The sequence below is a fragment of the Lentzea guizhouensis genome (assembly GCF_001701025.1).
Lineage (GTDB): Bacteria > Actinomycetota > Actinomycetes > Mycobacteriales > Pseudonocardiaceae > Lentzea > Lentzea guizhouensis.
Genome location: NZ_CP016793.1, coordinates 1468714 through 1494611 on the forward strand (window position 1 = coordinate 1468714; position 25898 = coordinate 1494611).

Annotated in this window: 35 protein-coding genes and 1 pseudogene; 14 read left to right on the plus strand and 22 right to left on the minus strand. The window is 67.6% G+C overall.

Features of this window, described 5'->3' with window-relative positions; genetic code table 11:
* Positions 1–161: 161 nt before the first annotated feature.
* Positions 162–533, minus strand: a complete 372-nt coding sequence (locus BBK82_RS07480; protein ID WP_154697150.1) for a hypothetical protein — start codon at positions 531–533, stop codon at positions 162–164.
* A gap of 647 nt (positions 534–1180) precedes the next feature.
* Between BBK82_RS07480 and BBK82_RS49920 the strand changes: the two genes are divergently transcribed.
* A complete protein-coding gene (locus tag BBK82_RS49920; protein ID WP_154697151.1) occupies positions 1181–1348 on the plus strand; it encodes a hypothetical protein in 168 nt (55 codons plus the stop codon).
* Between the two features lie 505 nt (positions 1349–1853).
* Here the strand turns inward: BBK82_RS49920 and BBK82_RS49925 are convergent.
* Positions 1854–2036, minus strand: a complete 183-nt coding sequence (locus BBK82_RS49925; protein ID WP_065914353.1) for a hypothetical protein — start codon at positions 2034–2036, stop codon at positions 1854–1856.
* A gap of 468 nt (positions 2037–2504) precedes the next feature.
* Here BBK82_RS49925 and BBK82_RS53830 point away from each other — a divergent pair, with 468 nt between their 5' ends.
* Complete coding sequence (locus tag BBK82_RS53830; protein WP_065914355.1) at positions 2505–3026, plus strand: SU10 major capsid protein; 522 nt, start codon at positions 2505–2507, stop codon at positions 3024–3026.
* Positions 3023–3202: a hypothetical protein gene (locus BBK82_RS07500; RefSeq protein ID WP_065914356.1), complete on the plus strand. Its 180-nt coding sequence runs from the start codon at positions 3023–3025 to the stop codon at positions 3200–3202. Before BBK82_RS53830 ends, BBK82_RS07500 begins: the two co-directional genes overlap by 4 nt.
* A 449-nt stretch (positions 3203–3651) precedes the next feature.
* Here the strand turns inward: BBK82_RS07500 and BBK82_RS07505 are convergent, their stop codons facing one another.
* A complete protein-coding gene (locus BBK82_RS07505) occupies positions 3652–4053 on the minus strand; it encodes an STAS domain-containing protein (protein WP_083267846.1) in 402 nt (133 codons plus the stop codon).
* Between the two features lie 179 nt (positions 4054–4232).
* Between BBK82_RS07505 and BBK82_RS07510 the strand changes: the two genes are divergently transcribed.
* Positions 4233–4439 (plus strand): hypothetical protein, encoded by a 207-nt coding sequence (locus BBK82_RS07510; protein ID WP_065914357.1) that lies wholly within the window; start codon positions 4233–4235, stop codon positions 4437–4439.
* Positions 4440–4456: 17 nt separating this feature from the next.
* Here BBK82_RS07510 and BBK82_RS07515 read toward each other — a convergent pair whose 3' ends face one another.
* Entirely contained in the window at positions 4457–4717 is a 261-nt protein-coding gene (locus BBK82_RS07515) for a hypothetical protein (protein ID WP_154697152.1), read from the minus strand.
* 115 nt (positions 4718–4832) lie between these two features.
* Between BBK82_RS07515 and BBK82_RS49930 the strand changes: the two genes are divergently transcribed.
* Positions 4833–5162, plus strand: coding sequence for a hypothetical protein (locus tag BBK82_RS49930; protein ID WP_154697153.1), 330 nt, complete (start codon positions 4833–4835; stop codon positions 5160–5162).
* Positions 5128–5442, plus strand: a complete 315-nt coding sequence (locus BBK82_RS07520) for a hypothetical protein (RefSeq protein ID WP_065914359.1) — start codon at positions 5128–5130, stop codon at positions 5440–5442. Before BBK82_RS49930 ends, BBK82_RS07520 begins: the two co-directional genes overlap by 35 nt.
* A gap of 318 nt (positions 5443–5760) precedes the next feature.
* Here BBK82_RS07520 and BBK82_RS07525 read toward each other — a convergent pair whose 3' ends face one another.
* Entirely contained in the window at positions 5761–7491 is a 1731-nt protein-coding gene (locus tag BBK82_RS07525; protein ID WP_472368033.1) for a hypothetical protein, read from the minus strand.
* A gap of 459 nt (positions 7492–7950) precedes the next feature.
* On the opposite strand from BBK82_RS07525, the gene BBK82_RS07530 reads away from it, so the two are divergent.
* From BBK82_RS07530 to BBK82_RS07540, 3 genes are all read left to right on the plus strand, one after another.
* Entirely contained in the window at positions 7951–9654 is a 1704-nt protein-coding gene (locus tag BBK82_RS07530) for a hypothetical protein (RefSeq protein ID WP_154697155.1), read from the plus strand.
* A gap of 298 nt (positions 9655–9952) precedes the next feature.
* A complete protein-coding gene (locus tag BBK82_RS07535) occupies positions 9953–10837 on the plus strand; it encodes a DUF6192 family protein (protein WP_065914362.1) in 885 nt (294 codons plus the stop codon).
* Entirely contained in the window at positions 10837–11307 is a 471-nt protein-coding gene (locus tag BBK82_RS07540; RefSeq protein WP_065914363.1) for a hypothetical protein, read from the plus strand. The genes BBK82_RS07535 and BBK82_RS07540 overlap by 1 nt, the downstream gene beginning before the upstream one ends.
* Here the strand turns inward: BBK82_RS07540 and BBK82_RS07545 are convergent.
* Positions 11294–11629, minus strand: a complete 336-nt coding sequence (locus tag BBK82_RS07545; RefSeq protein WP_065914364.1) for a redoxin domain-containing protein — start codon at positions 11627–11629, stop codon at positions 11294–11296. The genes BBK82_RS07540 and BBK82_RS07545 overlap by 14 nt on opposite strands.
* 255 nt (positions 11630–11884) lie before the next feature.
* Between BBK82_RS07545 and BBK82_RS56205 the strand changes: the two genes are divergently transcribed.
* Both BBK82_RS56205 and BBK82_RS56210 read left to right on the plus strand, forming a co-directional pair.
* Positions 11885–12193, plus strand: coding sequence for an SAM-dependent methyltransferase (locus tag BBK82_RS56205; protein ID WP_335618057.1), 309 nt, complete (start codon positions 11885–11887; stop codon positions 12191–12193).
* Positions 12194–12312: 119 nt separating this feature from the next.
* Positions 12313–12693 (plus strand): SAM-dependent methyltransferase, encoded by a 381-nt coding sequence (locus BBK82_RS56210; RefSeq protein ID WP_335618058.1) that lies wholly within the window; start codon positions 12313–12315, stop codon positions 12691–12693.
* A 234-nt stretch (positions 12694–12927) separates the two neighbouring features.
* Here BBK82_RS56210 and BBK82_RS49935 read toward each other — a convergent pair whose 3' ends face one another.
* Positions 12928–13311, minus strand: coding sequence for a hypothetical protein (locus tag BBK82_RS49935; RefSeq protein ID WP_154697157.1), 384 nt, complete (start codon positions 13309–13311; stop codon positions 12928–12930).
* A 25-nt stretch (positions 13312–13336) separates the two neighbouring features.
* Here BBK82_RS49935 and BBK82_RS07555 point away from each other — a divergent pair.
* A pseudogene (locus BBK82_RS07555) lies at positions 13337–14469 on the plus strand (IS3 family transposase).
* 97 nt (positions 14470–14566) lie between these two features.
* Here the strand turns inward: BBK82_RS07555 and BBK82_RS07560 are convergent.
* The 7 genes from BBK82_RS07560 to BBK82_RS07585 all read right to left on the minus strand — a co-directional run bounded on the left by BBK82_RS07560 (position 14567) and on the right by BBK82_RS07585 (position 17813).
* Complete coding sequence (locus BBK82_RS07560; protein WP_065914365.1) at positions 14567–15133, minus strand: Asp23/Gls24 family envelope stress response protein; 567 nt, start codon at positions 15131–15133, stop codon at positions 14567–14569.
* Positions 15130–15657: a DUF6286 domain-containing protein gene (locus BBK82_RS07565; RefSeq protein ID WP_065914366.1), complete on the minus strand. Its 528-nt coding sequence runs from the start codon at positions 15655–15657 to the stop codon at positions 15130–15132. Before BBK82_RS07565 ends, BBK82_RS07560 begins: the two co-directional genes overlap by 4 nt.
* Entirely contained in the window at positions 15654–16085 is a 432-nt protein-coding gene (locus tag BBK82_RS07570; RefSeq protein WP_237048068.1) for an Asp23/Gls24 family envelope stress response protein, read from the minus strand. Before BBK82_RS07570 ends, BBK82_RS07565 begins: the two co-directional genes overlap by 4 nt.
* A gap of 5 nt (positions 16086–16090) precedes the next feature.
* The gene (locus BBK82_RS51480) at positions 16091–16267 is read right to left on the minus strand and encodes a hypothetical protein (RefSeq protein ID WP_170067880.1); all 177 of its coding nucleotides are present in this window, start codon (positions 16265–16267) and stop codon (positions 16091–16093) included.
* The gene (locus BBK82_RS52285) at positions 16264–16626 is read right to left on the minus strand and encodes a hypothetical protein (RefSeq protein WP_065914367.1); all 363 of its coding nucleotides are present in this window, start codon (positions 16624–16626) and stop codon (positions 16264–16266) included. Before BBK82_RS52285 ends, BBK82_RS51480 begins: the two co-directional genes overlap by 4 nt.
* Positions 16623–17099, minus strand: coding sequence for an Asp23/Gls24 family envelope stress response protein (locus tag BBK82_RS07580; protein ID WP_065914368.1), 477 nt, complete (start codon positions 17097–17099; stop codon positions 16623–16625). Before BBK82_RS07580 ends, BBK82_RS52285 begins: the two co-directional genes overlap by 4 nt.
* A 417-nt stretch (positions 17100–17516) precedes the next feature.
* Positions 17517–17813: a hypothetical protein gene (locus tag BBK82_RS07585; RefSeq protein ID WP_065914369.1), complete on the minus strand. Its 297-nt coding sequence runs from the start codon at positions 17811–17813 to the stop codon at positions 17517–17519.
* 426 nt (positions 17814–18239) lie between these two features.
* Here BBK82_RS07585 and BBK82_RS52675 point away from each other — a divergent pair, with 426 nt between their 5' ends.
* Positions 18240–19022 carry an ANTAR domain-containing response regulator gene (locus BBK82_RS52675; protein ID WP_335618059.1) on the plus strand — a complete coding sequence of 261 codons (783 nt, stop codon included), beginning with the start codon at positions 18240–18242 and terminating at the stop codon, positions 19020–19022.
* A gap of 53 nt (positions 19023–19075) precedes the next feature.
* Positions 19076–19276 (plus strand): hypothetical protein, encoded by a 201-nt coding sequence (locus BBK82_RS07595; protein ID WP_065914371.1) that lies wholly within the window; start codon positions 19076–19078, stop codon positions 19274–19276.
* Between the two features lie 152 nt (positions 19277–19428).
* On the opposite strand, the gene BBK82_RS07600 is transcribed toward BBK82_RS07595, so the two are convergent.
* The 8 genes from BBK82_RS07600 to BBK82_RS07630 form a co-directional block, all read right to left on the minus strand.
* A complete protein-coding gene (locus tag BBK82_RS07600; protein WP_237048069.1) occupies positions 19429–20709 on the minus strand; it encodes a tyrosine-type recombinase/integrase in 1281 nt (426 codons plus the stop codon).
* A 47-nt stretch (positions 20710–20756) separates the two neighbouring features.
* Positions 20757–21071, minus strand: a complete 315-nt coding sequence (locus BBK82_RS47290) for a helix-turn-helix domain-containing protein (RefSeq protein ID WP_083267847.1) — start codon at positions 21069–21071, stop codon at positions 20757–20759.
* Positions 21068–21442 carry a hypothetical protein gene (locus BBK82_RS07610; protein WP_065914374.1) on the minus strand — a complete coding sequence of 125 codons (375 nt, stop codon included), beginning with the start codon at positions 21440–21442 and terminating at the stop codon, positions 21068–21070. Before BBK82_RS07610 ends, BBK82_RS47290 begins: the two co-directional genes overlap by 4 nt.
* Before the next feature lie 192 nt (positions 21443–21634).
* A complete protein-coding gene (locus BBK82_RS07615) occupies positions 21635–21817 on the minus strand; it encodes a hypothetical protein (RefSeq protein ID WP_154697158.1) in 183 nt (60 codons plus the stop codon).
* Positions 21818–22002: 185 nt separating this feature from the next.
* Positions 22003–22293 carry a hypothetical protein gene (locus tag BBK82_RS49940; protein ID WP_154697159.1) on the minus strand — a complete coding sequence of 97 codons (291 nt, stop codon included), beginning with the start codon at positions 22291–22293 and terminating at the stop codon, positions 22003–22005.
* A complete protein-coding gene (locus tag BBK82_RS07620) occupies positions 22290–22958 on the minus strand; it encodes a DNA cytosine methyltransferase (protein WP_237048070.1) in 669 nt (222 codons plus the stop codon). Before BBK82_RS07620 ends, BBK82_RS49940 begins: the two co-directional genes overlap by 4 nt.
* Before the next feature lie 134 nt (positions 22959–23092).
* Entirely contained in the window at positions 23093–24304 is a 1212-nt protein-coding gene (locus BBK82_RS07625) for a TRM11 family SAM-dependent methyltransferase (RefSeq protein ID WP_065914376.1), read from the minus strand.
* Complete coding sequence (locus BBK82_RS07630) at positions 24301–25425, minus strand: immunoglobulin domain-containing family protein (protein ID WP_237048071.1); 1125 nt, start codon at positions 25423–25425, stop codon at positions 24301–24303. Before BBK82_RS07630 ends, BBK82_RS07625 begins: the two co-directional genes overlap by 4 nt.
* Between the last annotated feature and the right edge of the window lie 473 nt (positions 25426–25898).

Consider the following 25898-nt stretch of genomic DNA (forward strand, 5'->3'; position numbering starts at 1 on the left):
GTGTACCGCATGTCGGCGGCATTGTCTCGCCTTGTCAAGTCGGTCATCATCTGCGACTAATGCCAGACCGACCAGGGCCCGATCCGTATCGAATCGAATCCTGGTCGGTTGGAGATGTGGTCCTCGTCGGCTGCGCGGTTACAACTGCGGGACTCCGCCGTTTAGCAACCGCAGGTCGGCCAGCCGACAACGATGACGTTGCCGGACAGGATGGGGATGTTGAATTCGTTGCCGTAGAGGTTGACGACGTTGTTCTTGATCACGTTGACGTCGCCGTTGATCCCGGTGACCGCGATGTTGTTGAGCACGTTCTCCACATCGACCAGATCGCTGCCGCTGAGCACCCCGATGTGGGTGATGGTGACGACCACGTTGTCCACGTTGTCGCAGATCTGCCCCACGCCGATGACGTTGGCGCAGTCGAACGTCGGACTGGTGGTTCCACCAGTCGCCGACGCGGTACCCGCGACGCCGAGCAACGCGGCGAACACGAGGCCGAACATCGCCATGACGGAGGCAAGACGCTTCATCATTGTGTTCCGATTCCTTCCGAGGTGGATCGTTACTCTCGCGGACTGAACTTCAAATTATTCGGGGCGTTGTGCACGCCACTAACAAGCTAACTTCCAGATCGGTGACGCGTCGATGGGCCTGACTCGAACGCTGACGAATTGCGGAGGACAGCGCAGGCCGTATTGCGCCTTTCGCCATATCAATCGCATCGCGTGACGCACACTTCGGACCCGCTCCATCCATTTGGGCGATCGAGACGCACGATCGCACCAAGCGCGAGATACATTACCTCTGATGTGTACGAACTGCCCCTCAATCGATCACGAGCAGTGCCAGCATGGAATAAAGTGGCAACCAAAAGATATTCCACCTCCCGCAGCTCACATTCCTTACAGTCGCGAATGCGAAGGTGGACAAGGCCTTGCACCGGGCGCGACGGAAGTCCTCAGTGCTATCAAAAGTGCACCCAAGTAGTTCTCCTCAGGTGGTATTCGCATCATCAGCGAAGTTCACGCTGTCAGCGGAGCAGCGGGGAACCCGTCTCGCGCGGCTACAATGCTAAGCTCCCAGAAATCGACCCGCTAGACGCCTACTGCGAAGGCGAACAGCCGCTGTCCTACATCCACCCGGAGTTGTTGCGACGCCTGGACTCCGGCTCTGCTCAGTCGTGATCAACTGGCCTCAGTTGATCGTGGACAACCCGGACGGACGCCTGGACGTCGTCGGCTCCGGCTCGGCGATGAGGAGATCAATGGACAAGGCCACCACCGAGGCGCTGCGAGCGCTGGCCGCCGAGTTCGGTGTACGCGTGCCAAAGAGCAGGCGTAGAGCCTGATGGGGCGCAGCACGGGCGGCGCATCTCCAGCCGCCCGCGCCGCGCAACCAGACAGCGGGGAGGCTGGCTGCTTAACGCACCGCGTCAAGCCCGGCCAGACCACATTGCGCGGCGTCCACCAAGCCGGCGAACCAGCCTTGACACCCACGAGGTACCCAGCACGGCTTCGCCTACACCGACAACATCGACAGAGCACGCAGGTCTCCGGTTCGAGGCACTCGCGTTCGCGGAAGGAGTTTCCGGCGTGCGGCTCACCGCGGAGTAGGTGGTCGGCAGGCACCCCGCGTCGGTGATCGGTGACCTGTGGCGGTTCCGCCCGTCCGATCCCGTGAGCTGGCTCGAGGCCAATGCGCCGGAGGTTGCTGGCGGCGCTGTCTGATGTCCAAGAAGCTGGAGAGCGGGGACCTCGACGAGCGGGCCGCGCCCTGGATGTGCTGTTCAGCTCCAAGCACTACCTGCACGACGCTGTTCCGCCGCGGCCTCGCTGCTCGACCCCAACGCCGATCTACTGGCACAGCTCACGTCCACGACCGTGCTCGGCGGACCATCCTCCAATGCGGACCTGCTCGCGCAGCTCAACGCCGAACCCGAACCCGATCCCCTGCAGAACGTCGAGCACACCGGAGACCTCGCGGCCGACGCCGGCGCCGAGCTCGACGCCCTGACGGTCGGGGTTCCGCGAACGCATCAAGCGCGAGGACGAACAATTCCGCCTCGCCACGGACTCCGAGTTCTGGTTCGCCCTGTGCTTCAAGTCCCGCGACGAGAAGGACGGGTTCCTCAAAGCCGCGGGCTTGATGCACGTCGGGACAAGTACCTCGACGGTCGGGCCGCCGCTGCGGTGCTCGGGCACCGGCGTGCCGATGTTTCCCGTGCGGCAGACCTACAAGGGCATGACCGACGGCATGACCGAACTCATGGCGCTGACCAAGTCCCGCGCCTGGTCACACCACGAAAACCCCGTCGCCCAGTTCTGCCTCGACTCCGTCGAGGTCCGCCACCCCGCCGGGGAACCCGACGCCGCCAGCATCGGTGGCACCAACGCGGTCCTCAACGAACTGGACTGGCAGACCCGCCAGGCGTTGATCCAGATCGGCCGCGACGTCGACTCGGCTTCATCACGGGCAAGCTCCAAGAGCCCACGGACAACTCCACCGTGCGCAAGACGCGCGGCATCCTGGAGGCCACCAAGACCAACGTCATCACCAACGCCACGGCCAAGCCGCTGACCGAGGCGATGATTCTCGACCTGTTGCAGAAGGTTTGGGAGAACGGCGGCATCCAGGTCTCCGAGACCGCCACCCTGATGTGTGCGGCGTGGCAGAAGCGTCAGCTCACCAACGAGTTCGTCACCAAGAAGAACTATCAGGAGCAGTCCCGCAACGTCGGCGGCGTCTCCGTCTCCACGATCGAGACGGACTTCGGGCGGCTCAACATCATGCTGAACCGCTACATGCCTGCCGACACGGTGCAGGTGGTCAGCCTCGACCAGTGCGCGCCCGTGCTGCTGGAGACTCCCGGCAAGGGCTTCATGTTCTCCGAGTCGTTGGCGCGCACCGGTTCCACGGACAAGGCGCAGATCTACGGCGAGATCTCGCTGGAGTTCGGGCCGGAGATCGCGCACGGCAGGGTCACCGGCCTGACCACCGCAGCTCCGGCCGGGGGTGGTGGCGCGTGAGGTTCACGTCCAGCGTCTACAAGGAACTCGTCGTGCACGACCTCGGCGTGACGTTCGTGGACGGTGAGGCGGAGGTCAGCGACAAGGCCACGGCCGACGCGCTGCGGGCGCTGCCCGCTGATCTCGGCGTGCGCGCGGTCGGCGGCCGTCCGGCGAAGGAGCCTGCGACGAGCTGACGGTGAGACGCGGTGCGGGGCCGATGTGGGCTTGCCCGGACCCGCACCGCGCCGCCGGACCCTCCCGCAATGCTGGCTGCTTAACACCGCTAAGCCCGCCAGACAGTTCGTGCGGTCCAACCGTGTCCAGCGAAGCTCGGACCCGGCGCCGCTGGGTTACCCCTCGAACCGCCGGTCACACGGAACGCCCGCACGTTTCGTCGCATAGCTGATGACCTCGCAGCGTTCGAACTGGGAGGTCATCAGGCACGGCGGCATGGCGGTAGGCAATTGGGGCGTCAATCCATGTGCACCGCTGGGGACAACTCGTACCGTGCTGGAGACGGGCGCCACGCCCTACCCGTCCCGTACCACCATGCTCGCCAAGGTCGGCTCGTTCGCGCGAGAGGCGAACGGCCCCGAACGAAGTGCCGAAAGCCACGGTCACGTCCGGTGGGCACCGAATCAGGTCAGTACGAGGAGCCGAGCGCGGTGTCAGGTTGGGCCTGGCGTAGCGCCTCGACGGCGTCCGGCGCGCTCTCGTAGAGATCGAAGATCTGATCCATGCTGGTCAGCACCAGCGGGCGCCGCGCCGCGCGATCGGCTGCCGCGACAGCGAACCCGATCCCGTCCTGCTCCGCACGCTGGCTGATCTCCACCAGCACCGCCAGCCCGGATGAGGCGATGAACTGCACGGCCAGATCCACCACCAGCCCTGCCGGGCGTGTGTCCAGCGTCGTCTCCAGCGCCTCGCGCGCCTCATCGGCGTTGGTCATGTCGATGTCGCCGGTCACCCTGACAACCAGGACGCCGTCATGGTCGGTGATCTCGAAGCCCGGCACGGCGGAATCGTCAGCGTGGTCGCGCGTCACAGCTCGCCTCTCCTGTCCATCGCTGAACCGTACTTCCCAAGCTCACTGCTGAACTCGCCACCCGCGACGATCACCGCGAGCGGTGAGAACGCGACGGCGCACGCACAAGTTCCTCAACATCTGCACGCCGGGTGGTGATCCCCTGTGACCAGTCCTAATGCTCTTCTCGGCGACCGTCGATGACGCCCGCCGAGCGCGCCCGCGTCACGATCCTGTGCGCGGACGCCTCCGCGATGGCGCACACCCTCGTCCCCTCGATGACCGACCCACCGCCCGCCACGGCGGTCGGAGTGGTCAGCGCCGCCGTTCTGCGCGCGCTGGCCACTCCACCGGAGGGTTTGAAAGAGGAGGCGATCGGCGGGCACGCCCCGCACGCTCGCCCATGATTGCGGCGGCTTGCCCTTCACCTCCGACGAGCTGAAACTTCTGCGGCCACCGACGCCGGTACCGCGCGGCGCGTTCTCAATCTGGACGTAACAGCAGCATCAGCCCAGATGGTCACGCCGGCCGCGACACCCACCCAGCCCACGCCGACGACCACCGGCCACAGCACCGACTCGGTCACCGCGATCAGCACGTTGACCACCCCGGCCGACAGCAACACGCCCACCGCCAGCACCAGCGCGGTCCGCGCCCAGGCACCGGACACATCCCCATTCCCCATCCTGTGCCCTCCCCCTACCCGCCGGTATGAGGATGTATCGCCTGGTGAGCGGCGCTGGTTACGTAAAGGACGTAGCCCATTGCAGCTGCCGCACATCGTGACTCTCGTTGATCCCATGGAGGCCGAGGACCAGTACGGCAACCCCGCCCCCGCCCTGATCTACGGCCCTGACGCACCACGCCGTGACGTTCGCGGCTACATGCAGCCGCACGTCTCCGCCGAACCTGCAGAGACCGGCCGCCAGCCCGTGATTACGCGCTGGCGGCTGTTCACCTATGACCAGGTCGGCCCGCGCGAACAGGCCGAGTGGCGAGGCCGGACGTTCCGCGTCGACGGCACGCCGGAGATGTGGGAACCGCGCTACGGCCGACCCGGTTCTGGGTGCGGCTCGTGGAAGTGGAGGGCTGACCGTGCGAGCGTTCACGGGCTTTCAGGTCGACCGTGACGGCGTAGCCGAAATCCTCAACTCCCCGGAGCTGGGCGCGCACATCAAGGCGCTCGCCGAGGAAGTCGCGACCGGTGCCCGCTCACAAAGCCACCGGGTCACCTCCGGCGAACTGCTGCCCGTCGACGTCCTGCACGACCCCGCACCCGACCGCGTCGGCTACACCGTGGCGATCAAGCACCCGGGGATGGGCATGGAGGCTACGCACGGCGTCCCGACCCGCGCGGCCGAAGCACTCGGCCTGGACGTGCGCGGCATCGATACCCGCCGCGGCACATGACCGGCCAGATTCCGGTTCCCGTGGACGCGGTGGAACTCGTCCTCGCGGTGCTGCGCCCGCCCCGAACCCGTCCTGTCCGGCCTGAAGGTCGGCACCAAAACCGGCCATGGCCGCGAGGGCGGGCTGCCGTCGCTGCGGCTTACCGAGGGTTGCCACACCTTGTGTTGGCTCGCCGTGCAACGAGATGTGGTCCGGCTGACCTGCTGGCACCGCATCGACCACGACGCCAAAGCCGCGGCCGGTCTCGCCCTCGCCGTGCTGTGCTGCGCGGTAGGCGCAGCCTGATCGACGTGGCCGACCGGCACTCACCGGCGTGGTTCAACGACCGAGCGAGTCACGTTTGTGCTGGATGGCCGCTGCGGTCAGAAGGTGGCCGGTCTCCTCGTAGATCTCCAGGGCCTGTTGGTAGTACCGGTCGGCGGCGGCTGGATCCGTGGTGGCGTGCGCGTAGCCGAGCGCGTCGAGGACCTGTGCCTGGTCGTAGTGCCGTGCGAGTTCGGTCATCGATGCGAGTGCTTGCTCCAGGTGTGCGACGGCGTCCAGCCGTTCGTTCTTCTCGAGCAGTTTGCGGCCCTGCCAGAGTTCCACCTTCGCGAGGTTGTGCAGGTCGGGCTGGGCAAGTGACCGGAAGCCTGCTCGTGATTCGGTCAGCAGCCGCAATGCCTCGTCCGGGTCGTCGGCCTTGGCGGCATGCAGGCACGCCAGCGCGGTGCGCCGCGGGTCGCCGATGCGTTGGGCGAGCCCGAGGTTGCGGTCGAGCAGTTCCTTCGCCGCGGCGATGTCGCCCTGTTCGAACCTGGCGAGTCCCGCGCCCTCGACCGCGGTGGCTTCCAGTTGCAGGTCGTTGTGCGACTGCGCGAGCCCGGCTGCCTCACGGAGGACGTCCACTGCCTCCGTGAACCGGCCTCGGGTTCGCTCTGCATAGCCCTTCTGCACCAGGAGAAGGGCCTTCACCGATGGACGAGCGAGGTGATCCGCCGCCTCGACGCCGGTTTCATGGGTGGCAACGAGATCATCGGAGTACTTCTGGGATTCGTAGAGCCACCACTGCGCCACGCATAGGTGCAGCACCGACTCCAGCTCGCCGAGATCAGCGGCCAGCCGAACAATCGCCTGCAGCACAGCGCGTTCGGCCAGCATCCAGTCCCGGGCGTTGCGATGTGCCGGGTGTTCGGCGTCGATGACGAGCTCGGGGAAGAGCTGTCGCACCCATGGCCGGTGCGGCTGGAGCACGCCATCGGCTGCCAGCGCACCCTTGGCGTACCAGCGTACGAAAGCGCGCTTCCTCATGTCGCACACGTCGGTGCCGTCGATCTCGCGGGCAGTGTTGCGGGCGTGTTCGTGCACCAGGGCGTCGAGTTGCAGGCGCCCGTCGATCTGGTCGATCATCCGCTTGCCGTGCACCAGTTCCCGCACCACCGGACGCACCTGGCGCTCAGGCAGCTTCATCACCGCCGCCAACGCCTGCACAGACACGCCGGTCCCGCCGGGGTGCAGTCCCAGCGTTCGATAGCAGCGCTGCGCGAGTTCTGTCAGCCGGCGATAGCCGGCATCGAGCACGGCGGCGATCGTGGGTTCGTCGCCGACTGTCATGGTGGTGAGGCCGACGGACTCCAGCTCGTCGAGCAGTTCGCTGATCGGCAGGTCCGGAGCGTCGTGCAGCACGCGACCGACCACGCTCAGCGCCACCGCCCGACCTCCGCACAGCGCTACCACCGCGTCGCGCGCCGCCGGTTCGGCATCAACCCTGCCACCCGCGTAACCGCGTAGCAGCTGGACCGCCATGTCGTCGTTGAGCGGCTCGACGTCGATGAAGGCCGCTTCGTGATCGGCGAGTGCGCCGAATCCTCCCTGGCCGGTCACGATCACCATCGAGCGGCCGGGTCCCGGCAACAGGTCCTTGATCTGTGCCGCCGTGACCGCATCGTCGAGCAGGATCTGGAAGGATCGTCCCGCGGTGAGCGAACGGAACAGGTTCACGCGTGACTCGAGATCCGCCGGCACCTCCGCTCGATCAACACCGAGCGAGGTGATGAAGTCGAGCAGCACCGCGGCCGGAGCCGACGCGTGATCCGACCACGCTCCCAGGTTGGCGCGCAGCTGCCCGTCCGGGAACCGGTCCCGATGGTGCTGCAGCCAGTAGACGGCCGCCGTGGACTTCCCGCTGCCGCGAGCGCCGACGAGCACGACGATCGCGGGATCCTCGTTCAGCGCGCCGAGGACCTCGTCGAGAGCGGCCAGCACGTGCTCCTGGTTCACCAGGGTACGGATCGCCATGGGCAGCTGGGCTGGGACAGGTAGCTCGAACTGTTGGAACTGGTGCACGGTCAGCGCCCCGATCGATCCCGCTTGAACGATGGTCCTGGCGGTTCCCTTGACGCGGTTGTCGACGCGTCTCCCATCAGTCACGCTGAGCCTCCCCGCCTGCGCGAATTGGTCAAGGTCGGCACTTTATCGTCTCTGTCACACGCCTCGCACTCAGTGTGATCCCAGCTAGGATCGCGGCTTGTGTTCAACGTGCAACGGCCAGAACTTCTCGACCGGACCTCACCGTGGGTGACCCGCCCGGTGGAGCGAACCGTCTTGGCCGTCGTGCACAACGTCACGGCTGCCACCCGGCTTTTCGACGTGCTGCCGATCCTCGCCGAGGACGACCGGGTGCAGGTGCATTTCACCTGCCCCGAATCATCGCCGTTCCACGGCCAGCTGGCCGAATACTTCAGTGCACGCCAGGTCACACCCATTCCGTGGCGGCTCGCCGTTGACACGCACTTCCACCTCGCAATCGCGGCCAGTCACGGCGGCCCGCTGCACGAGTTGAAGACACCCCTGATCGTACTGCCACACGGAATGGGATATAATAAGATCCTTGACCGGAAACCGGAAACCGGAAACCGGAAACCGGAAACCGGAAACCGGAAACCGGTTTTCGGTTTGTCGCCGGAATGGCTGCTACACGACGGTCAGGTCATCGCGTCGTCACTGGTGCTGTCCCATCCTGAGCAGCTCGACCGGCTGCAGCGCTCCTGCCCCGAGGCCGCCAATGTCGCTGTCGTCGCGGGTGATCCCAGCTTCGACCGGATGCTGGCCAGCCTGCCCCTGCGCCACCTGTATCGCGAAGCCCTGGACATCGCCCATTCCCAGCGCCTGATCGTCATCTCCTCCACGTGGGGACCGGCATCGCTGTACGGCCGGCAGCCAGATCTCGTCGAGCGCCTGAGCGCGGAACTTCCGCTCGACGACTACGCGATCGCCATCGCCCTGCACCCGAACACATGGTCCGCCCACTCCCCCTGGCAGATCCGCCGCTGGCTGGAATCCTGCACGCGATCAGGCGTGCGGGTGTTCCCCGCCGACGAAGGCTGGCGTGCCGGTCTCGTCGCCGCCGATCTCGTCATCGGCGACCACGGCTCGGTGACGTTCTACGCAGCTTCCCTCGGCCGCCAGATCGCTCTGGCGGAAGCACCACACCACACCGTCGACCCCACCTCTGCTATCGGCAGGTTCCTGACCGCGGCATCCCGGCTCGACTCGTCCCAGCGACTACGACCTCAAGTCGAGAAGCTGCTCGCCCACGGCCAGCCGAGCGACATCAGGGAGCTCGCCGAGCTCACGACGTCCGTGCCACTCAAGTCGCACGCGTTGCTGCGAGCCGAGTTCTACCGCCTGCTCAACTTGCCAGAGCCGAACACGCCGGCGGAAGCCGTCACGCTCCCCTTCCCCGAGATCGACGCCCACACCGCTGTCCTGCAGTCGGTTCACGTAATACTGGGACACGACAGTGACGTCATGACGGCCACCGTGACGCGGTTCCCCGCCGCTTCAGTCCTGCACGGTCGGCCCCTCGGCGACGGCGCACATCTCGTGGTCCACACTAACGAGCCGTCGGAGACCGCCTTGCAGCTGGCCGACATCGTGGTGCACGACGATCCCAGCGAAACTACCGAGTGGCTCGCCCGCACCCTGGCCTCGCTACCTGGCGCCGCCGTGGTCACCAGACCGATCTCGGACACGGCATGGCTCGCCGGTATCCGCGATGGACACCAGATCCGATTCGACCAAGCCGGCGCGTTCGGACCCGCTTGTGCGTCGATTGCGCTGACCTGGGCCGCCAGCGGGCGGCGGCTGTGCGGCTTCCCGGAACGCTTCGATCTGATCATCGGCGCCACGCGGCACCACATCACGGCGGCGACCACACGTTGCGACTGCTGAGCGGGCCCAGCCTTCCCGCCGCCGTTGAGAGAGGACCGGATTGGCAGCGAATCCCTTGATCTTTCGCCGCCTATCCAGGATCGTGGGTCGGCCTTGATGCCAGGCGGAGAGCAGAGCAGACTCGGCTATCTGCCAAGGCAGCCGGGAGCGCGCCGCCAGGTTCGGCGCAGGAAGGCGAAGTAGGACTCAGAAGGGTCAACGATTGCGGGTGCCGGGGCACTCGTGAACCCACACCGCACGTGCAGGCTCTCGGGTGCACCGCGCCCCGCTGGATCAAGCGACCAGCAGGAGGAATGCGATGACGTGCCCCGAAGGGTTCACCAGCAGGCAGTGGAGCGCCTATGTCAAACGCGGGCGTGACCTCGTGCAAAAGAAGACCGACGCGCAGTTCCAGCTCGGGGACCTGTGTTTGGAGATGGTTCCCAAGCAGCGCAACGAGTTCGCCGATCACGGAGTCGCCAGGGTGCTGGAGGCCTTCGCCGACCAGATCGGTCTCTCACCGCGCACCCTGACGAAATACCGGCAGGTCGCGATGGCGTGGCCCAGGGACAGGCGCGCGCCCGGCGTGAGCTTCTCCGTGCACATGATCTTCGCGCCGCAGCCCAACCGCTTCCGTAAGATCCTCAATCCGCCGATCGACCCAGTCAGCGGCGAGCGCCGTTGGACGGTCAACGAGGCCGAGCGCGCGGTCGGTCAAACGCCGCACCATCCCGTAAGCCGCGAGGAACGCGTCAATCGCGTCCGGGACCTGCTGCCCCGCCACGAGGATGCGGCCCTGGCCGTGACGGACATGCTGCGCCGCCCCGAGGTCGCCGAGCAGGTCGTCGCCGATCCCTCCGCGCGGCACATCCTGCACCGGGCGGAGATGTCTCGTTACCAGCAACGGCGCGACGCCGAACCGATCATCAGCGAACCGCCCCCGCAGCGGGAACCGGCGTTGCACTACTCCGAAGCCGGGCGCGAGCTGCTGGAGCTGCTGGGCATCTGCACTACCTTCTACACCCAGATGCAACGTGTGGTGCCCTCGCTGCATGTCGCCGAGTACGACCGCAAGGCCACACAGACGCTGCTGGACAACATCAACCGGGTCCGGGCCGCCGCCGACTGGTGCGAGACGGTCATCAAGACCGGTGACACCACGATGGACGAAGCGCTCGCCAAGCTCCTGGAAGGGGAAACGTGATGACCCCGCCCGAGCAGACGCCGCGTGACCCGATGCCACGCGTCCGCGCCGCCGACGCGGTGTGGGAGGTCGTGGCCCAGGCCGGCGAGACCGGTCTGCGCAGCAGTGAGATCCGGGAACGCCAGCACCTCACCCGCGGGCAGTTCGAGAACGGCAAGGCGCACATCCGCGACTACAAGGCCGTCGACGAGGGCGCGAGTTTCGTCTACGACGGCGACGTGTACGTCGTCACCCGCGACCCCTGCCGCTGCGCGCTGGCGTTGACCATCCGCCTCAGCTCGATCGACAAACAGCTACGCCGCCTGCACGACTCCATCTGCCGCCCGCTAGGCAAGGACCTCGACGCCGATCCGACGCTGCGGTACCTGGACCGGCAGATCATCGCCATGCTGGACAACATGGCCGTGATGCGGCAGGTCGGCCACTCGCCGACCTCACGGAAACTGGAGGGCAACGCTAAGTCGAAGTAGTCGTCCCACAGCGCCCAGACCGAAACGCGCCACAAAAGCACTGGCCTTCAGACAGGTCACACGGGCCCGTCGCGGGGGTGTCGGCGATGTGCTGGGAGGACTTGAGGTCGTACCTGTCCACGAAGCCCTGCATGGCGGGCACCTGGTCCAGCGCGGCCACACCGACGAACGTGACGGAGGAACCGAGTTCCTTGGACATCCCGGGGGCCTCGCGCTGGCACTTGGGGCACCACGGCGCCCAGAACCACAGCACCACCGGCTTGCCCGCCAGGGCCGCACCGGAGATCTCGGCGCCGTCCAGGGTCCTGGCGGTGAACCGCAACTGTTCCGGGCCTCGACCACCGGCACGCTCGACGCGGTGACCGGAGACGACACAGGCGTAGAGGTAGGCGTGGGCGCCGTGGTGGGGGCAGCGCTGGGTTGCGCGCCACAGCCCACCAGAAACGTCACGGCGAACGCGCGACAGCCACGCGCACGGAGAACATCGGCTACCTTCCGTCGGCTACTGCTGGCTGAGATACTGCCCCGCCAGCCGGGCGAGAGAGGTTATGAAGTGCTGACGGGAAGGAATCCCCTGGTGGAGCGACCGAGCTGGGCACCTGAGGAGATCGACGTGAACCGGCCGAGCGCGGCCAGGATGTACGACTACTACCTCGGTGGCGGACATAACTTCGCGATCGACCGCGCGATGGCCGATCAAGGGGTCGCGGTGTATCCAGGGCTACCGCGCATCATGCAGGCGAACCGCGCGTTCCTGCGACGTGCCGTGCGGTTCCTGGTCGATGCCGGGATCGACCAGTTCCTCGACATCGGCGCGGGCATCCCCACCGTCGGCAACGTGCACGAGATCGCCCAGCGGCACAACCCACTGGCCCGCGTCGCCTAGATAGACATCGACCCGGTCGCCGTTGCACACGGCCGGACGCTGCTCGCGGACAACCCGCTCGCGACCGCAGTGCGCGGCGATGCCCGTCAGCCAGACCGGATTCTCGCCGATTCCGGGGTGTGCGCGAGCTGATCGACTTCGACCGGCCGGTCGGTCTGCTGGTGGTCGCTCTCCTGCACTTCATTCCGGACTCCGACACTCCGGCGAAGATCATCGCTGGGTTCCGTGACGCGCTGCCCAGGGGCAGCTATCTGGTGTTGTCGCACTTCAGCAGCGAGGGCGACCCCGAACAGGTCGAAGGTCTCCAGCGGTTGTCCAAAGGGACACCTACCCCGCTGACGCTGCGGTCCCGAGCCGCGATCGCCACCCTGCTCGATGGCTTCGACCTGGTCGAACCCGGCCTGGTATACCTGCCGCAGTGGCGCCCGGACCCCGGCGACGAGGCCGAAGAGAACCCGGAGTGGTTCAACGACTTCTGCGCCGTGGGCCGCAAAGCCTGACCTCCGGGTGCGCTTCAGATTGGTCACATGGACCGTTGACAGTCGCCTCCGCGACAACTGACGATCTTCTGTCAGTCACAACACTCGGCTTAGGGCAGCGTCTTGTCCAGGTGGTCGCGGTGGCTGTGCCGCGACCACCACTACCGGAAAACCAGCTGTGGTAGTCAGGCCGCGTAGCAGGGCAGGTCCGCTGTTCGGGCTCGTGCTGTTGGCATTCCCGGCCGGGTTCACCATCTACGCGCAGAACCGCGACCAGATTCTCTGGCTCGCATTGGTCACCGTTGCCCTGTGCGCAGCCGCCGTGCCGCAGTGGTGAACGCGCGCGTGCCGCCCCGCGCTCCGAGGAGCATCGCGTCGCTTCCGCCAGCCCTCGGCGTCGGCCGCGCCGAGGTGGCGCTGTTCCCGGCTGTTCGCCGTTTTCGGCTCAGTACCACTGGGGCCGAATTCGGAGATCGCGAAGGCACGGCGCGGCAGTCCAGGCCCGGCTGTGTTCGTGTTGAGCAGCGGCATGCCGAGGCGGTAGCCGAACACCAGCCGGACGTAGCCCGAGCAGTCGACGGCGCCGTAGCGACCGCGGTCAGGTGCACCGGCGGGGCCGTTCGAGAACTGCCAGGGCACACCGAGGTAGTCGTAGAAGTCCCGACTGCTCCTGTCTGCCCGCGCCGGATGCTTTCACCGGACCGAACGACGCGTCGCCCAGGTCGCGGCGGACCTCGACATCAGCGACCAGACGATCTACGCCTGGCGCCGCCAGGAGCTCATCGACACCGGACAGATTCCAGGGACGACTAGCGCCGACAACGCCGAGCTGGTCGCCGCGCGTCGACGGATCGCCGAACTCGAGGCCGAGGTCGCCGTCCACCGCCGCGCCGCCGAACTGCTCAAGGAGAGCAGTAGCCCAAAAGGCGATATGAGGCGGTCACGGTGATCGTCTCCGAAGGGCGGTCGATCCAGCTCGCCTGCCGCGTGCTCGGGGTGTCCGAGTCCGGCTTCTACGACTGGCGAGGCCGCGCTCCCTCGCCGCGGGCGATCCGCCAAGCCTGGCTCGTCGACCTGATCCGCGAGATCCACGTCGAGTCGTTCCAGGTCTACGGCGCCCCACGGGTGCACGCCGAACTTACCCTCGGCCGCGGGATCACCGTCGGACACAACACCATCGCGCTTCTCATGCGCCGCAACGGAATCAAGGGCCTGCCCAACCGGCGCCGGCCGCGACCGAAGCACGACACGCCCACTGCGGTGGACCTGGTCGACCGCGACTTCGCCCGCGCCGCGCCGAACCAACTGTGGGTCACCGACATCACCGAACATCCCACCCGTGAAGGCAAGGTGTACTGCGCGGTCGTGCTCGACGTGCACTCCCGGCGCGTCGTCGGCTGGTCGATCGACTCCAGTCAGACCGCAGCCCTGGCCACCAACGCGCTCGGCATGGCCATCTCGAACCGGTCCCCGCTGTCGGACACGGTGATCCACTCCGACCACGGAGTCCAATTCACGTCATGGACTTTCACCAAACGTGCCAAGGAATCCGGGCTTCTGCCGTCGATGGGGTCGATCGGCGACTGCTACGACAATGCCATGATCGAATCGTTCTGGGGACGCGTGCAGACCGAGCTGCTCGACCGCCGACGATGGCGCACCCGCCTCGAGTTGGCCAACGCCCTGTTCGAGTACCTCGAGATGTTCCACAACCGCCGCCGACGCCACACCGCACTCGGAATGCTCACACCGATTGAGTACGAACTCCGACACGCCAGGATCGCTCCCGTAGCCTGAACTCCAGCAACTCGGCTCCGCCAAACGGGGTGAGGATCAAAGTCTCCGAGCTGTCGGGGGAACGTCAATGACTGATCAGCTGCGGAGGCTGGTGTGGTCAGCGGAGGCTGCGTGTCGTGGCGGTGGCGAAGCGGAACTCGATGTCAGTGGGAACCGTGTCCAGTTCGAGTGCCTGACGTAGTCGGGGCAAGCCCTCGTCCTCCAGCTGGTGGCGGACGTCGGCGGGATCTGCGTCCTGCTCGATCACGATGATCAGTGCGAGTTCCGGGGCGTCGCGCGGGCCGGTGAGCGTGGCGCGGGCTTCGTGTACTCCGGGATAGGTGCGTAGCTCTTCGGCAAGCGGCGCGACGGCCGTGTTTGCGGAGAGTTCCGTGTGGCCGAGGTCGGTGTCTTCACGCCAGGTAGGTGAACTGGGACCGCGAACGGCTTGTGCGAGCAGCCAGCGCAGCGCCAGCAGGCCGACCAGGACCGCCATGCCGGCTGCGGCGTACAGCGCCCACGCCGGAGGCGGATCGACGGCGGGCACGACAGGTGCACCGGGGTCAACGAGGTGCAGAACGCGGAAGTGGGTGGCGAGCGTGAACCCGCCCACTGCGAGCAGTGCGACACCGATCGCGGCCAGCAGTGTGCGGTTGAGCCGCGCAGGGCGGCGGGGGCCGGTCACGACGCTTTCCTTGGTGAGCGGACCCGCACCGACACGGCGGGCCGGGCGACGGGAGCGATCTGGTCAAGGCGGCGTGCGACCGCGGCGCGGACCGCGTCGGCCAGTCCTTCCGGGCGGGTACGGCCGGTGTTCACGCGGACCTTCACCCGTCGTCCGCGCAGGGCGACGGTCGCGCCGCTGACACCGTCCACGGTGGAGGCGGCGGCGCGCAGCGTGGAGCGCATGCCGCGGCTGGACGCACCGGAGTTCGGCGTGCCCTGCATCGGCAGCACTGTCGGCGCGCCGGGCACCACGGCCGCGAACGCCAGCAGCAGGCCCAGCACCGCGACGGCGCCACCAGCAACGGCCACGGCTGTGCCGGTCCATCGGAGTCCGTGCAGGTAGCCAGCGACCGCGCCGTAGTTCACCCATGCCGGTTCGCGAAGAAGCATCTGGATCGCCACGACCGCGACGACCACCGCTGCCGCGAGCAGAATCAGCGCGGTGACCGTAGCCGGGATCGCTCGGCTGGGACGTCGTTTCACTCGACCCTCCTGCGTAGGGTTGCGGTGTCGTTGTGCAACGCGGTCACGGCGATGTCGACTCGAGTGACCGATAGCCCGGTCAGCTCGCCCACCCGGCGCACCACGTGCTCACGCACGCGTTGCACCGTGCGGGCGACCGGCGCGGGATAGGTCAGCGACAGCCGCACGGTCAACGTCGCGGTGTCGCCCACGACGTGCGCGGAGACCTTCGCGTCCTGGGCGTGAGGTTTCCCGCCGAGGCTCACTCCCAGCACCTGGTCGACGGCACCACCGACACCGTCGACCTCGAGGACCGCGTGGCCGGCGAGGCGCGCCACGACCTCCTCCGAGATCCGCAGCGCACCGCGTCCGGAGGCATCGGCGACTACTCGGGGGCCACTGTCGCGCTGCGGCATCGCCGTGAGCGGAGCGGGGATCGTTGCGGTCACGTTCGTCAGCCCCGATCGCGGCCGGCGAACTGGGACAGGTCGAGCTTGCCGTCCAGGTAACGACCCACCAGCAGACCTGCCGCTCCGAAGACGACGGTCGCGGCGAACGCCCCGAACCCGCCCACCGCGGCCGCCAGCCCCAGCAACACACCTATCAGCAAGCCCATCTGCGTCCTGCTCATGACGTCACCTCCGCGAAATCACCCGCTGCTACGGGCGGCTCCCGCAGCGCACCACCCGCGTGCTCGCCGTGCGGCAGCCCCAGTTCGACCAGGTCACCGATCACCACGTGCACCGGCACACCCGTCGCGCCGGCGGCGCCCACAGCGCCGCGGACCGCCTGCGCGACCCGACCGGCGGCGAACGGGTAGCCGACCACCACGCTGACCGTCACTTCGTCCTCGCGCACCCGAACCCCGACAGTCCGGTGCGGCGGCGTGAAAGTCGCCACCTCACCGAACCGCCCGCCGTGCAGGCCCACCACCTCGGGTAGAGCCCGCACGGCGGCGGCGATCCGTGCGGCGTCGGGATCCGAGCTCACTTGACCCGGCCGTTGTCGGTGGGCTCGTCCTCGTCGTCGGACGGGATGTGCAGGTCCTGCACGTCGATGTTGACCTCCACCACCTCCAGGCCGGTCATCCGTTCCACCGCGCCGATGACGTTGCGGCGAATGGCCTGCGCCACGTCGGTGATCGCCACCCCGTACTCGACGACGATCTGGAGATCCACCGCCGCCTGCTTCTCGCCGACCTCGACCGACACGCCCTGGCCCGCCGACGCGGTCGCACCGGGAATCCGTTCCCGGATCGCCGAGAACGCCCGCGCCGCCCCGCCACCGAGCCCGTGCACACCTGGCACCTCCCGCGCCGAGAGACCGGCGATCTTCTGCACGACACCATCGGCGATCGACGTCGTGCCGTGGCTGCTGACCAGATCCGCCTTGCCGCTTCCCGACCTCTGGGCCGGTGCGCTGTACCCGCTGGACTTCGAGGCGGTCACAGTTGACTCGGACATTGCCGTCCCTCCAAGAGACGATTCGGACAATCTCGGTGCGCGACGCACACCCCTTATCGAGACCACCACCAGAGTCGTGATCCCGCTCGACTCCGAAGCCGAACCCAACCAATCGAGTGAACCCGACGAAAACGTCGCGGCGTTTTCAAAGAAACTCACGTCTTACGCGCGAAGCCACGAGGACAGGGTTCCTAACTGGTCTGAGGACTGCGCGATCACCATCGCGAGGAGCTTCTGCTCGCAGTGACCGAGCGGCGAGCGATCGTCACCCCGGACTCGACTCAATAGTGGCGGTCAGACCTGCCTAGCGATTGCCCTGCGTCACCTCACCCGGGGATCGGCAGGATTCTGGTCACGGGTCAGAGTGAACCTGCGATAAATCCCGTGCCCTCGACCCGAGTCCGATGTTCCATGGAATCAGCAGCCCGCCTTGTCCGGCCACAGGCGAGGCTGCTTCGCCAGCAGCCCCCGCTGCTCGGGAAACCGGTGCAGCCCGAGCTCCGCGCTGCCGATCAGGTGGCGTGAGGGTTCGAGGCCCGCGAACATCAGCAACACGACCTGCACGCACCCTTCCACCTCCGTGAAGCTGAAGCCGGGGTTGTCCTGCGCCATCAGGCCGCCCAGGAGACTGTTGTGCGACAGCCTCGCCATGTCGGCGGCCAGGTCGCGCGACCACGCCATGAGCAGCTGCGCGCTACCCCAGCCGCGCCTCACGCTGCGGCCCTCCTCGTCAGATAAGCGCAGGCTCATTCCTCGCCCCGACCCTTGCAACGCGGAACAAGCCGAGAAGGGCCCATCAGAACTTCGCCGGAGGAGTGCGCCAGGAACAGTCGGGTACTGATGGAAGGCCGTGCACGTGCGTGCACGCACGGTAGGACCGCTTCCAGTGGTCCCGGCCGCCGCCGGCGCGGGACGTTGAAGCACCCAGCTACCTGCCGCCGGCCCGGTTGCGACTCCCCAGGTCGCCTCGGCAAGTCCCGCCACAATGCGACCGGCAGCCGTATCATTCGCTGGCGCGCGTTCACCAAGCGGCCGGCCGCAGACTCCCCGTTGAACCGCGAAGGAGTGCTGCGGACGTGACAGACGAGACGCGCGCATTCCAGCCGTCATCCGCCCAGTCGCAGAACCACGATCACCGCGATGCCCTGGAGCGCCTCGACGAGACCAGCGACGCGCTGCCGCGCTGCGCGACGCCGTCACCGGCGAGGAGCCACTGGAGGACGCGCTGCAGCAGTTGGCCGAGACAACGACCAAAGCGACACCCGACGCGGACGCTGTGACCGTCTCCATCGCGACGCTGGAGAAGCCGAGCACGGCGGTCGCCACGGACACCCGTCTCGTCGAGGTCGACGAAAAGCAAGTACAAACGCCAACCGCGGCCCATGCCTGGAGCCCGCACGCACCCGCAAGGCCGTGCGTGCGGTCGTCGGCCAGCAAAGCCACGAATGGCCTGAGTTCGACGCCGCCGCAGCCGAGCACGGAGTACGCGCCTACCTGGCCGTTCCCGTGATGCTGCCGGCGTCGGACGGAACCGAGGAGCAGCACATCGGCTCGCTCAACATCTACAGCTACACGGCGTCAGCCTTCGATCCGTTCGACGAAGGCCTCATGCGGCTGTTCACCACAGCGGCATCGGCCACGGTCAGCGGCGCACAGCGATGGCAAGGCCTGCGCGAGCGGGTCGAACAACTGGAACGGGCGCTGGTGTCACGCGGTGTCATCGACCAGGCGAAAGGTGTGCTGATGGCGGTGCACAGCTGCTCGGCCGACGAAGCCTTCGCCATGCTCGTGGAACGATCCCAGCATGAGAACACCAAGCTCCGCATCGTGGCCGGGAAACTGCTCGAGTCTGTCACCAACACCTGCGGAACGCGCCAAACGATGCGCGCTCCGCAGGAGGCGGGGGCGGGGACAGTCCTTTGAAGGCGGCCTCCTCAGATTCACACCGGCGGTCCGGAACACCTGGCACCGTCGCCTTGGTCTTCACGCGTGCGGCGGAACTCCTTGAGGTCGCTCGTGTCGCGTCGATGGATCGGCACCGCAACGCCAGCGCCGAGATCCCTCAGCCTGGCAGCCTGCTCGGGCAACACGAAGTGGCATTCGTCAACGCGATCCTGGAGGGCATCGCTGCCTCTGGCGTGAGCTTCTGCTGGCCCCTGGGTGCCGGCCTTGCCTGACTTGGGGTGACGAGGACAAGCGAGCCATCGCGTCCTTGTTCGGGTGACTCCGGAGACAACGGGTCACGTCGTATTTGGCGTGTGGCCTGCTGGTGGGCGCCACCGGCATGGTCAAAGTCCTCCCTGTGGCGGCAAAGGATTGAGCGGCTTCGTCACGCGGCGACGCGCCAGTTGCTGTCGATGTCGACGGGTGCGTTGATGACGGCCTTCTCCCAGCGTTCCTGCAGGTGTTGCAGCAGGCGTGCTTCGACGGCGGCGGCGACGTGGGAGTAGGTCTCCTGGACCTTGTCGGGCATGACGTGGCCGAGACGGAGTGCCTGGGCGATTTCGGGGATGCCGTCGTCGATCATCCAGGTCTTGTGGCTGTGGCGGGTGCCGTGGAAGGTCAGGCCGGGTTTGGCTGGGTGTAGCCGGATCCTGGGGTTGTCGACGTGGAGGTTGCCGTCGGCGGCGGGGCGTTGGGCGCGGCGGGCGAAGTTGCTGCGCCGCAGGAGGCCGCCGTCGGGGCCGATGAAGACGTGCGGGTGCTTGTGGGTGGCGAGTTGGATGCGCAGCAGTCGGACGTTGAACGGGACGAGGCTGATGGTGCGGGCGGAGGCCTCGGTCTTGGGCGGGCCGAGCCACAGTTTGCCGGAGGCGGATTCGTGCAGGGTGCCGGTGTCGGGGTCGATGACGATGAAGCCGGTGTCGTCGTCGAACAGGTGCACGTTGTGCCGTTGCAGGCCGGTCAGTTCGCCCCAGCGGGCTCCTGTCCATCCGGCGGTGACTTCCAAGATGGCGCCGCTGGGTCCGTAGCAGGCGGCGATCTGGTCGGCGACTTCGAGCAGTTCGACGGGTTCGGCCCAGACTTTCTTCTTCGGGCGCTGGCCGTGGCGTCGTCGTCCCCGGCGAGGTGGCCGGATCGGGTTGGCCGCGATAAGTTTCTCGTCAACCGCGTCAGACAGGATCAGCGACAGCAGCTTGGTGATGCCCTGCACCGTGACCGGTGACAGATGTATGCGGAGTTCTTTGGCCCACGCCTGGATCTTGAGGTTCTTGAAGTCGGCGAAGGCGGTGTCGCCCCAACGGGGTTCGATGTGCTTGCGCACGATGCTGCGGTAGTTCTCCTCGGTGCGCAGGTCGACGTCGATCGCGGCCCAGAAGTCGGGGAGGAACTCGCCGAGGGTGGTCTGGCCGCCGACGGGGTCGAGCCAGGTTCCTTTGCGCTGATCGGATTTCATGTCGTCGATGTGGTCCTGCGCGGCTTGCTCAGTGGGGAATCCAGGGATCGAGCCGATGCTGTTGTCGCCGCGGCGGTAGCGGACACGCCATGTGTTGTCGCCGCACTGTTCTGCCCAGGCCATGTTGACCGCCTCCGGTGTGGTGTGGGGGTCGCGGATGTGACAAACACATGGACGCTCGATACCGCGAAAAGCGGAAGCATTGACATACAAGAACTTTGGACAGTCCTAAGAGGTCCGTGACCGTCGACGCGTCCAGGTCATCGCTGATGTCGAGGCGCTCGCGCACGGGTGCGAGTAGCGCATTGTGCGGACGCGACGATCGCGTCCAGATCGGCGTGGGAGAATCTCAAGTGCTTGCCGAGACGGGTGGACGGGATCCGGCGCTGTCCAGCTTGCCTGCGCAGCCAGGACTCCTTGACCGTAAGGATCACGGCGGCCTGGCCGGGGGTGTACAGCAGCTGTGCCCCCGGCTCGGGGAGTTCCTGCGCAGCGGTCGGTACCTGCGTGACACCCACCTCGTGTATTCCTACTTCGTCTGAACAGCGAGGTCGCTCGGTGCCGGACGGAATCATGGCGTGCTCCGTCCGTCGCTGGATCGCGGGATGTCGTCGGGTGTCGGTGGCTGTGCGTGCCACCGGCGGGCGCGGCGTGGGTTGACGGAAGTGGTGGTGACGCCGTCGGCGTTGACGGTGACGAGATGGGCGTATTCGGACGCCCAGCGGCGCCGGATCCAGCGGATGACCGTACGGGTTAGCGTGCAAACGCCGTGGAACACGAGCAGACCGAGGTAGGCGCCGACTGTGACGATGATCGCGCAGGCGAGCCATGTCGCGGCAAGCAGACCAGCGGCCATCGCGAAGACTGGCAGGAAGTCATGGACGAATGCGGTCGCGAGCGCACCGGAACCGGTCGGCTCGGACGTGACGGATAGCGGCGACATCATCTAGCCCTCCGGGGTGCTGAGAATGTGGGCAACGGTCCGGTGGTGTGGTGCTCGTGTGACCGGGACAGGGCAAGCCCGAGCCCTGAGCACCGGGCGCTGTGCTCGGCGCCGGGTGTCGTCGGGTTGGTGTTCGGCGGGCTCGGCGGAGCGCAGGAGCAGGCGGGCCGGATTGGGGAAGAGACTGCTGGCCGCTCATGCCGCGGTCGCCTTCCGCCCGTCCTGCGAATACCGGTCGGCGAGGAGTGCGGCCAGGTCGGTCAGCATCAGCGATACGGCGTAGGCGGCTTGGGCCGGAACAACTCCGTTGCCGAGGGCGCGGAGTTTGGCGGTACGTGGCAAAGGAAGATCGCTGATCCAGCCCTGTGGCAGCCCCATGAGATGTTCTACGAAGGCCGACGCCAACACGGGGCGCCCGTGGTGTCCTGGCTGGGTCGGGTAGGGCGCGGGCCTGCCGAGTAGCCGTTCCCACCGATGTACGGCCGGGGCGCACTCCCCCCAGTCCACGACCGTGTGCACGGCAGGCGGCGGCACGGCGGGCTCGGCGGAGTCCTCTTTGGACGCTAGACCGTGTCGTCCGGCGTGCTGCGGGACAGCAGTCGGATGATCGCTGACGGCAGCATCAGATCGCCCTTGGACCCGCGTTGCGCGGGACAGCCTTTGGTCCCGTCGGTCGCTCGCGGCGTCGGCAGGAACACCACTGCAGCCATGCTCGTGTTGGAGGTCTGCGGGGTCTGCCGCAGACGGCAATGGTCGGACAACGACGGGCCGCCCGCCTGAGATCGATGGGTGCAGTTCTTCGCATCCGAGGCTGTCGGTGTGGGCAGCAACCGGACCGAGTCGGTGAGTGTCACGCACCCTGCTGGGTGTCGGGCGTCCGGGCGTGAGCACGTTCTGGATCGCCGCCGACCGGGAGTCCGCCGCCGTCGGTGTGGGCAGTAGCCGGAGCCGGTCCAGCAACGACGGTCCGCCCTGCCTGCTGGCCGCAGAGATACCGTTGGAGGAGCCGTCGTGCGCGGTCGGCGTCGGTAGCATCTCCGCGTCGCCCAGATCGGGCATGGGCGCGGGGCCAGGCACACAAGAACACCCGCTCGCGCCGGTGCGCGCAGCCGACGTCGGCGGCGCGAACGCTACGCCAGAGAGCGTCATACCCTGCTTCGGCCAAGTCGCCGAGTACACGGTGGAGTCCTCCGTTGCGCCACCGAAGCGCGGAGACGTTCTCCAGCACGCACAACGCTGGTCGTAGTATCCGAATGCTCTCCACGACGTTGGTCCACAGTCCACTGCGCGCGCCTTTCTCGATGCCCGCGCGCCGTCCGGCGGCGGAGATGTCCTGACAGGGCCAGCCCGCCGTGAGCACGTCGACCGGTTCCACGGCCGTCCAGTCGACCGTGCGAAGATCGCCGAGGTTCGGCACGCCCGGCATCCGCGCGTCGAGGATCTGGCGGATGTGCGGGTCGGGGTCGGCACACCAGGCGATGCGGCCTCCGCCGAGTGCGGCGAGCACGCCGAGGTCCAATCCTCCATAGCCGGCGCAGAGGGACCCCACGACCGGACCTGGGCTCTCGGGAACGCACAGCCGTCGCGATGCGGGTGCTCCCACGGTGCCCGGTTTGGGCTGTGGTCCGCGCCGGGTGTGGCGTGGTGGGGCGTTCATGCCGCCACGCCCTCGGGTTCGTCGCGAACCCCACTGTCCACCCTCGACAATGACCGCGCTGGAGCACCAAGTGCGTGCTGAGAACGCTTGAGTTCGCGCGAATTCCGGGACAAGAGGGCGGTGCGGAAGACGAGCACGTCCTCATGGGCGATCAGATGCAGCGGCAGCCCCGCCTCGCGCTGCTTGCGGATGAAGTCGCGCTGGAAGAAGCTGCCGCGGGCCACGAGGTCGGTCTCGGCGGCGCGGGCGAGTAGCGCGACGTTGCGTTCGACCGGGATCAGGCCGGCCGCGCGCCCGCAGGCGAGAATCTGCGAGGGCAGATCGATCAGCTCGGCGTGCTCCCGCCACGGCCGGATGGTGATGGCGATGTGCCCGCCCGGCTTCAGGAACGTGCGCAGCGCCGCGAGGATCCGGGTGAACCCGGCCAGCAGCCGGTGGTGGCCGATGTTGGCGAGGTTCCCGCGGTCAAGGGTGTTTCCGTAGAGGTGGTGGTACTTCTGCACCCCCGCGCCGGGCGACACCGACACCTGCCCGTGGGTCGAGGGACCGTAGGGCGGCGAGGTCACCACCAGCGCCACCTGGCCGACGTACTCCGGCGGCAGCAGCGTGATGAGCTGGCGGGCGTCGCCGTGGAACACCCGCGCGTCGATCCCCTTCTCACCGCCGACACCCTGCTCCCGCGCGACGTCGAGATTCGCGTTCGCAACCTCGACCCAGTGGGGTTCGTACTCCACGCCGACGGCGCGGCGGCCGAGACGGACGGCTTCGACGAGGGTGGTGCCGATGCCGCACATCGGGTCCAGCACCAGCTCGCCCGGCTTCGTGTAGTGAGTGACGGCGTGCCGGACGACCTCGGGCAGCATCTTGGCCGGGTGCGCGGTCGACTCGGGCGTGTACTTGTTCTTGCGCTGCGCGGCCGGCGAGGACTGCGCGGTCGTCCACACCGACACCGCGGATGGCTCCGCGCCGCCCTCCTGCTCGCCGCTGTCCACAGAGTTGTCCACAGCGGCGGGCGAGGTGTCGAGCGCGGCGATGAGCGCGCGCAGGATGCGCTGGGTCGGCTCGTCGCCGACCGCTGCGGCGGTCGGCTCGAAGGACTCGGCGGCGTGCTGTCGAGGGGCGTCGTGCGTCACGGGTGTGCCTTCCTGGCGGTGCGGTCCGAGGTGGGCGAAGTCGTCGTTCGGCCTGGGGCGAGGTGCGGCTGTCATCGGATGTCTTCGGGCCGCGAGACCGCGTCCGTGGACGCACCCGGCACCGCCGTAGGCGTCGGCTGGTGGTCGTGCGGCTGAGCGAAGACGAGGACGTCGGAGTGGATGCGCCGATGCGGCGCGGGCAGTCCGCGCACGACGGCACGGTGGCGGGCTCGCGCGTCGGCGTCGGCGGTGTCGCGGCCACCGAAGGCGCCGTCGAGGTGGTCGTCGGACTGCGTGTCGGCGAGGTGGAACCGGCCGTCGCGGACGGGTGCGTGCAGGGCGACGATGTGCTGGAGGTAGAGCAGGTCGGCGTTCTGCCCGGCGGTCACCACCGCGCCCGTCGGGTCGGTCAGCTCACCCGAGGTCCAGTCACAGTGCGTGAGCACGACGAGGGTGCCGCCAACCCGGAGCCGCCGTGCCGCGTAGAGCGCAACGAGGTCCGCGCTCTGGTTGCCGGACAGGTGTGGCGGCAGGCTCGCCACGATCAAGTCGGCGGCGTCGCTGGGGTTCGTTGCGATGCCCGGAACGGGCACCGCGACGGTGGCCTCCGGCGCGGTGGGGATGGTCCGGGGAGCCAGGTCCACGCCGCCGACGAGGTCGGCCCAGAACGGTCGGGACGCCGGGCCGGTCGAGGTCGGGTCGACCGGGATGCGTTCGACGCGTGCGGCGCGGCCGAGGCGTTCGACGACGGCGATGGTGTCGGCCAGTTCGGGGTCAGGCTCGGCGCTGGGCGCGTGGTCGATGACGCCGTCGGCCCCGACCACGCCGAGCGTCGGACGGGTGCGCTCGTGGGTCGGCCAGTCCAGCAGCACGACTCGTTCGGTGGGCTTGCTGAACGAGGTGACGATCCGCTCGACGAGGGCCGCGGGCCAGGTGGCGGCGAGATCGATCGGGGTTGCGCCGCCCGTCCAGACGGTTGCCGGAGTCGGGGTCGAGGCCGAGCCGCGTGACCGCGATCGGCCGGTGCCGGTTGCGGACTTCGCGGGCTTACCGGGGCTGACGCGCGTGGTGGTCGGGGCGGTCGGCCACGGTCGGCGGTCGCCGCCCCGGCTACCGCCGGGGCGGGACGGAGCCGGGTGGGTGGAGTCGACGCACCGTCGGGGCGAGCGGCGGGCGGAGTTGTCGGGCTGGGTCACGGGTGTCCCTTCGCCAAGCTGGATGCGCCTGTCGGTGTGAGGCGCTGATGACACCCCTGAACTCCGAAATACGACCCCTGTGGGGACACGCCCCCGTCAACTTTTTCAAGCTCGATCCACAGCCACGAGAATTCCCGGGAAATGGTTCACGCACGCGTGCGCGCGCAAGGAGAGGTGCGCGTCAGCAAGAAGAGGATGAACGCTTTTCCGGATCGCGCCGAAGATCGCGATGATGTCCACGGGGGGCAGCGGGTGATGTCGCGCTCACAGCGCTGACCAAACTAGTACCGAACTAGTACCGCGAACACATAAAGACTGTTCAAAGAGCATTACTGACCACGTCCTTTCGATCTTGAAATCACGTGTTAAAAGTGGATCTTGCGGCATCCGTTGCGCGGGTTTGATGATCGCCGGTACCTCTGCGGTAGTAGTTCAGTACCAGTTTGGTGACCGGTTGGTACTACCTGCTGTGG

Excerpts from the sequence above, each read along its gene's own strand:
- BBK82_RS07515 (WP_154697152.1), bottom strand. The coding sequence starts at position 4,717 with ATGGGGAATGGGGATGTGTCCGGTGCCTGGGCGCGGACCGCGCTGGTG.
- BBK82_RS51480 (WP_170067880.1), bottom strand. The coding sequence starts at position 16,267 with ATGAGCAGGACGCAGATGGGCTTGCTGATAGGTGTGTTGCTGGGGCTG.
- BBK82_RS52675 (WP_335618059.1), top strand. The coding sequence starts at position 18,240 with ATGCCCTGGAGCGCCTCGACGAGACCAGCGACGCGCTGCCGCGCTGCG.
- BBK82_RS07540 (WP_065914363.1), top strand. The coding sequence starts at position 10,837 with ATGACCCCGCCCGAGCAGACGCCGCGTGACCCGATGCCACGCGTCCGC.
- BBK82_RS07480 (WP_154697150.1), bottom strand. The coding sequence starts at position 533 with ATGATGAAGCGTCTTGCCTCCGTCATGGCGATGTTCGGCCTCGTGTTC.
- BBK82_RS49925 (WP_065914353.1), bottom strand. The coding sequence starts at position 2,036 with ATGCGTTCGCGGAACCCCGACCGTCAGGGCGTCGAGCTCGGCGCCGGC.
- BBK82_RS07510 (WP_065914357.1), top strand. The coding sequence starts at position 4,233 with ATGACGCCCGCCGAGCGCGCCCGCGTCACGATCCTGTGCGCGGACGCC.
- BBK82_RS07615 (WP_154697158.1), bottom strand. The coding sequence starts at position 21,817 with ATGGGGCTGCCACAGGGCTGGATCAGCGATCTTCCTTTGCCACGTACC.
- BBK82_RS07610 (WP_065914374.1), bottom strand. The coding sequence starts at position 21,442 with ATGATGTCGCCGCTATCCGTCACGTCCGAGCCGACCGGTTCCGGTGCG.
- BBK82_RS07535 (WP_065914362.1), top strand. The coding sequence starts at position 9,953 with ATGACGTGCCCCGAAGGGTTCACCAGCAGGCAGTGGAGCGCCTATGTC.
- BBK82_RS07625 (WP_065914376.1), bottom strand. The coding sequence starts at position 24,304 with ATGACAGCCGCACCTCGCCCCAGGCCGAACGACGACTTCGCCCACCTC.
- BBK82_RS07580 (WP_065914368.1), bottom strand. The coding sequence starts at position 17,099 with ATGTCCGAGTCAACTGTGACCGCCTCGAAGTCCAGCGGGTACAGCGCA.
- BBK82_RS47290 (WP_083267847.1), bottom strand. The coding sequence starts at position 21,071 with ATGATTCCGTCCGGCACCGAGCGACCTCGCTGTTCAGACGAAGTAGGA.
- BBK82_RS49930 (WP_154697153.1), top strand. The coding sequence starts at position 4,833 with ATGGAGGCCGAGGACCAGTACGGCAACCCCGCCCCCGCCCTGATCTAC.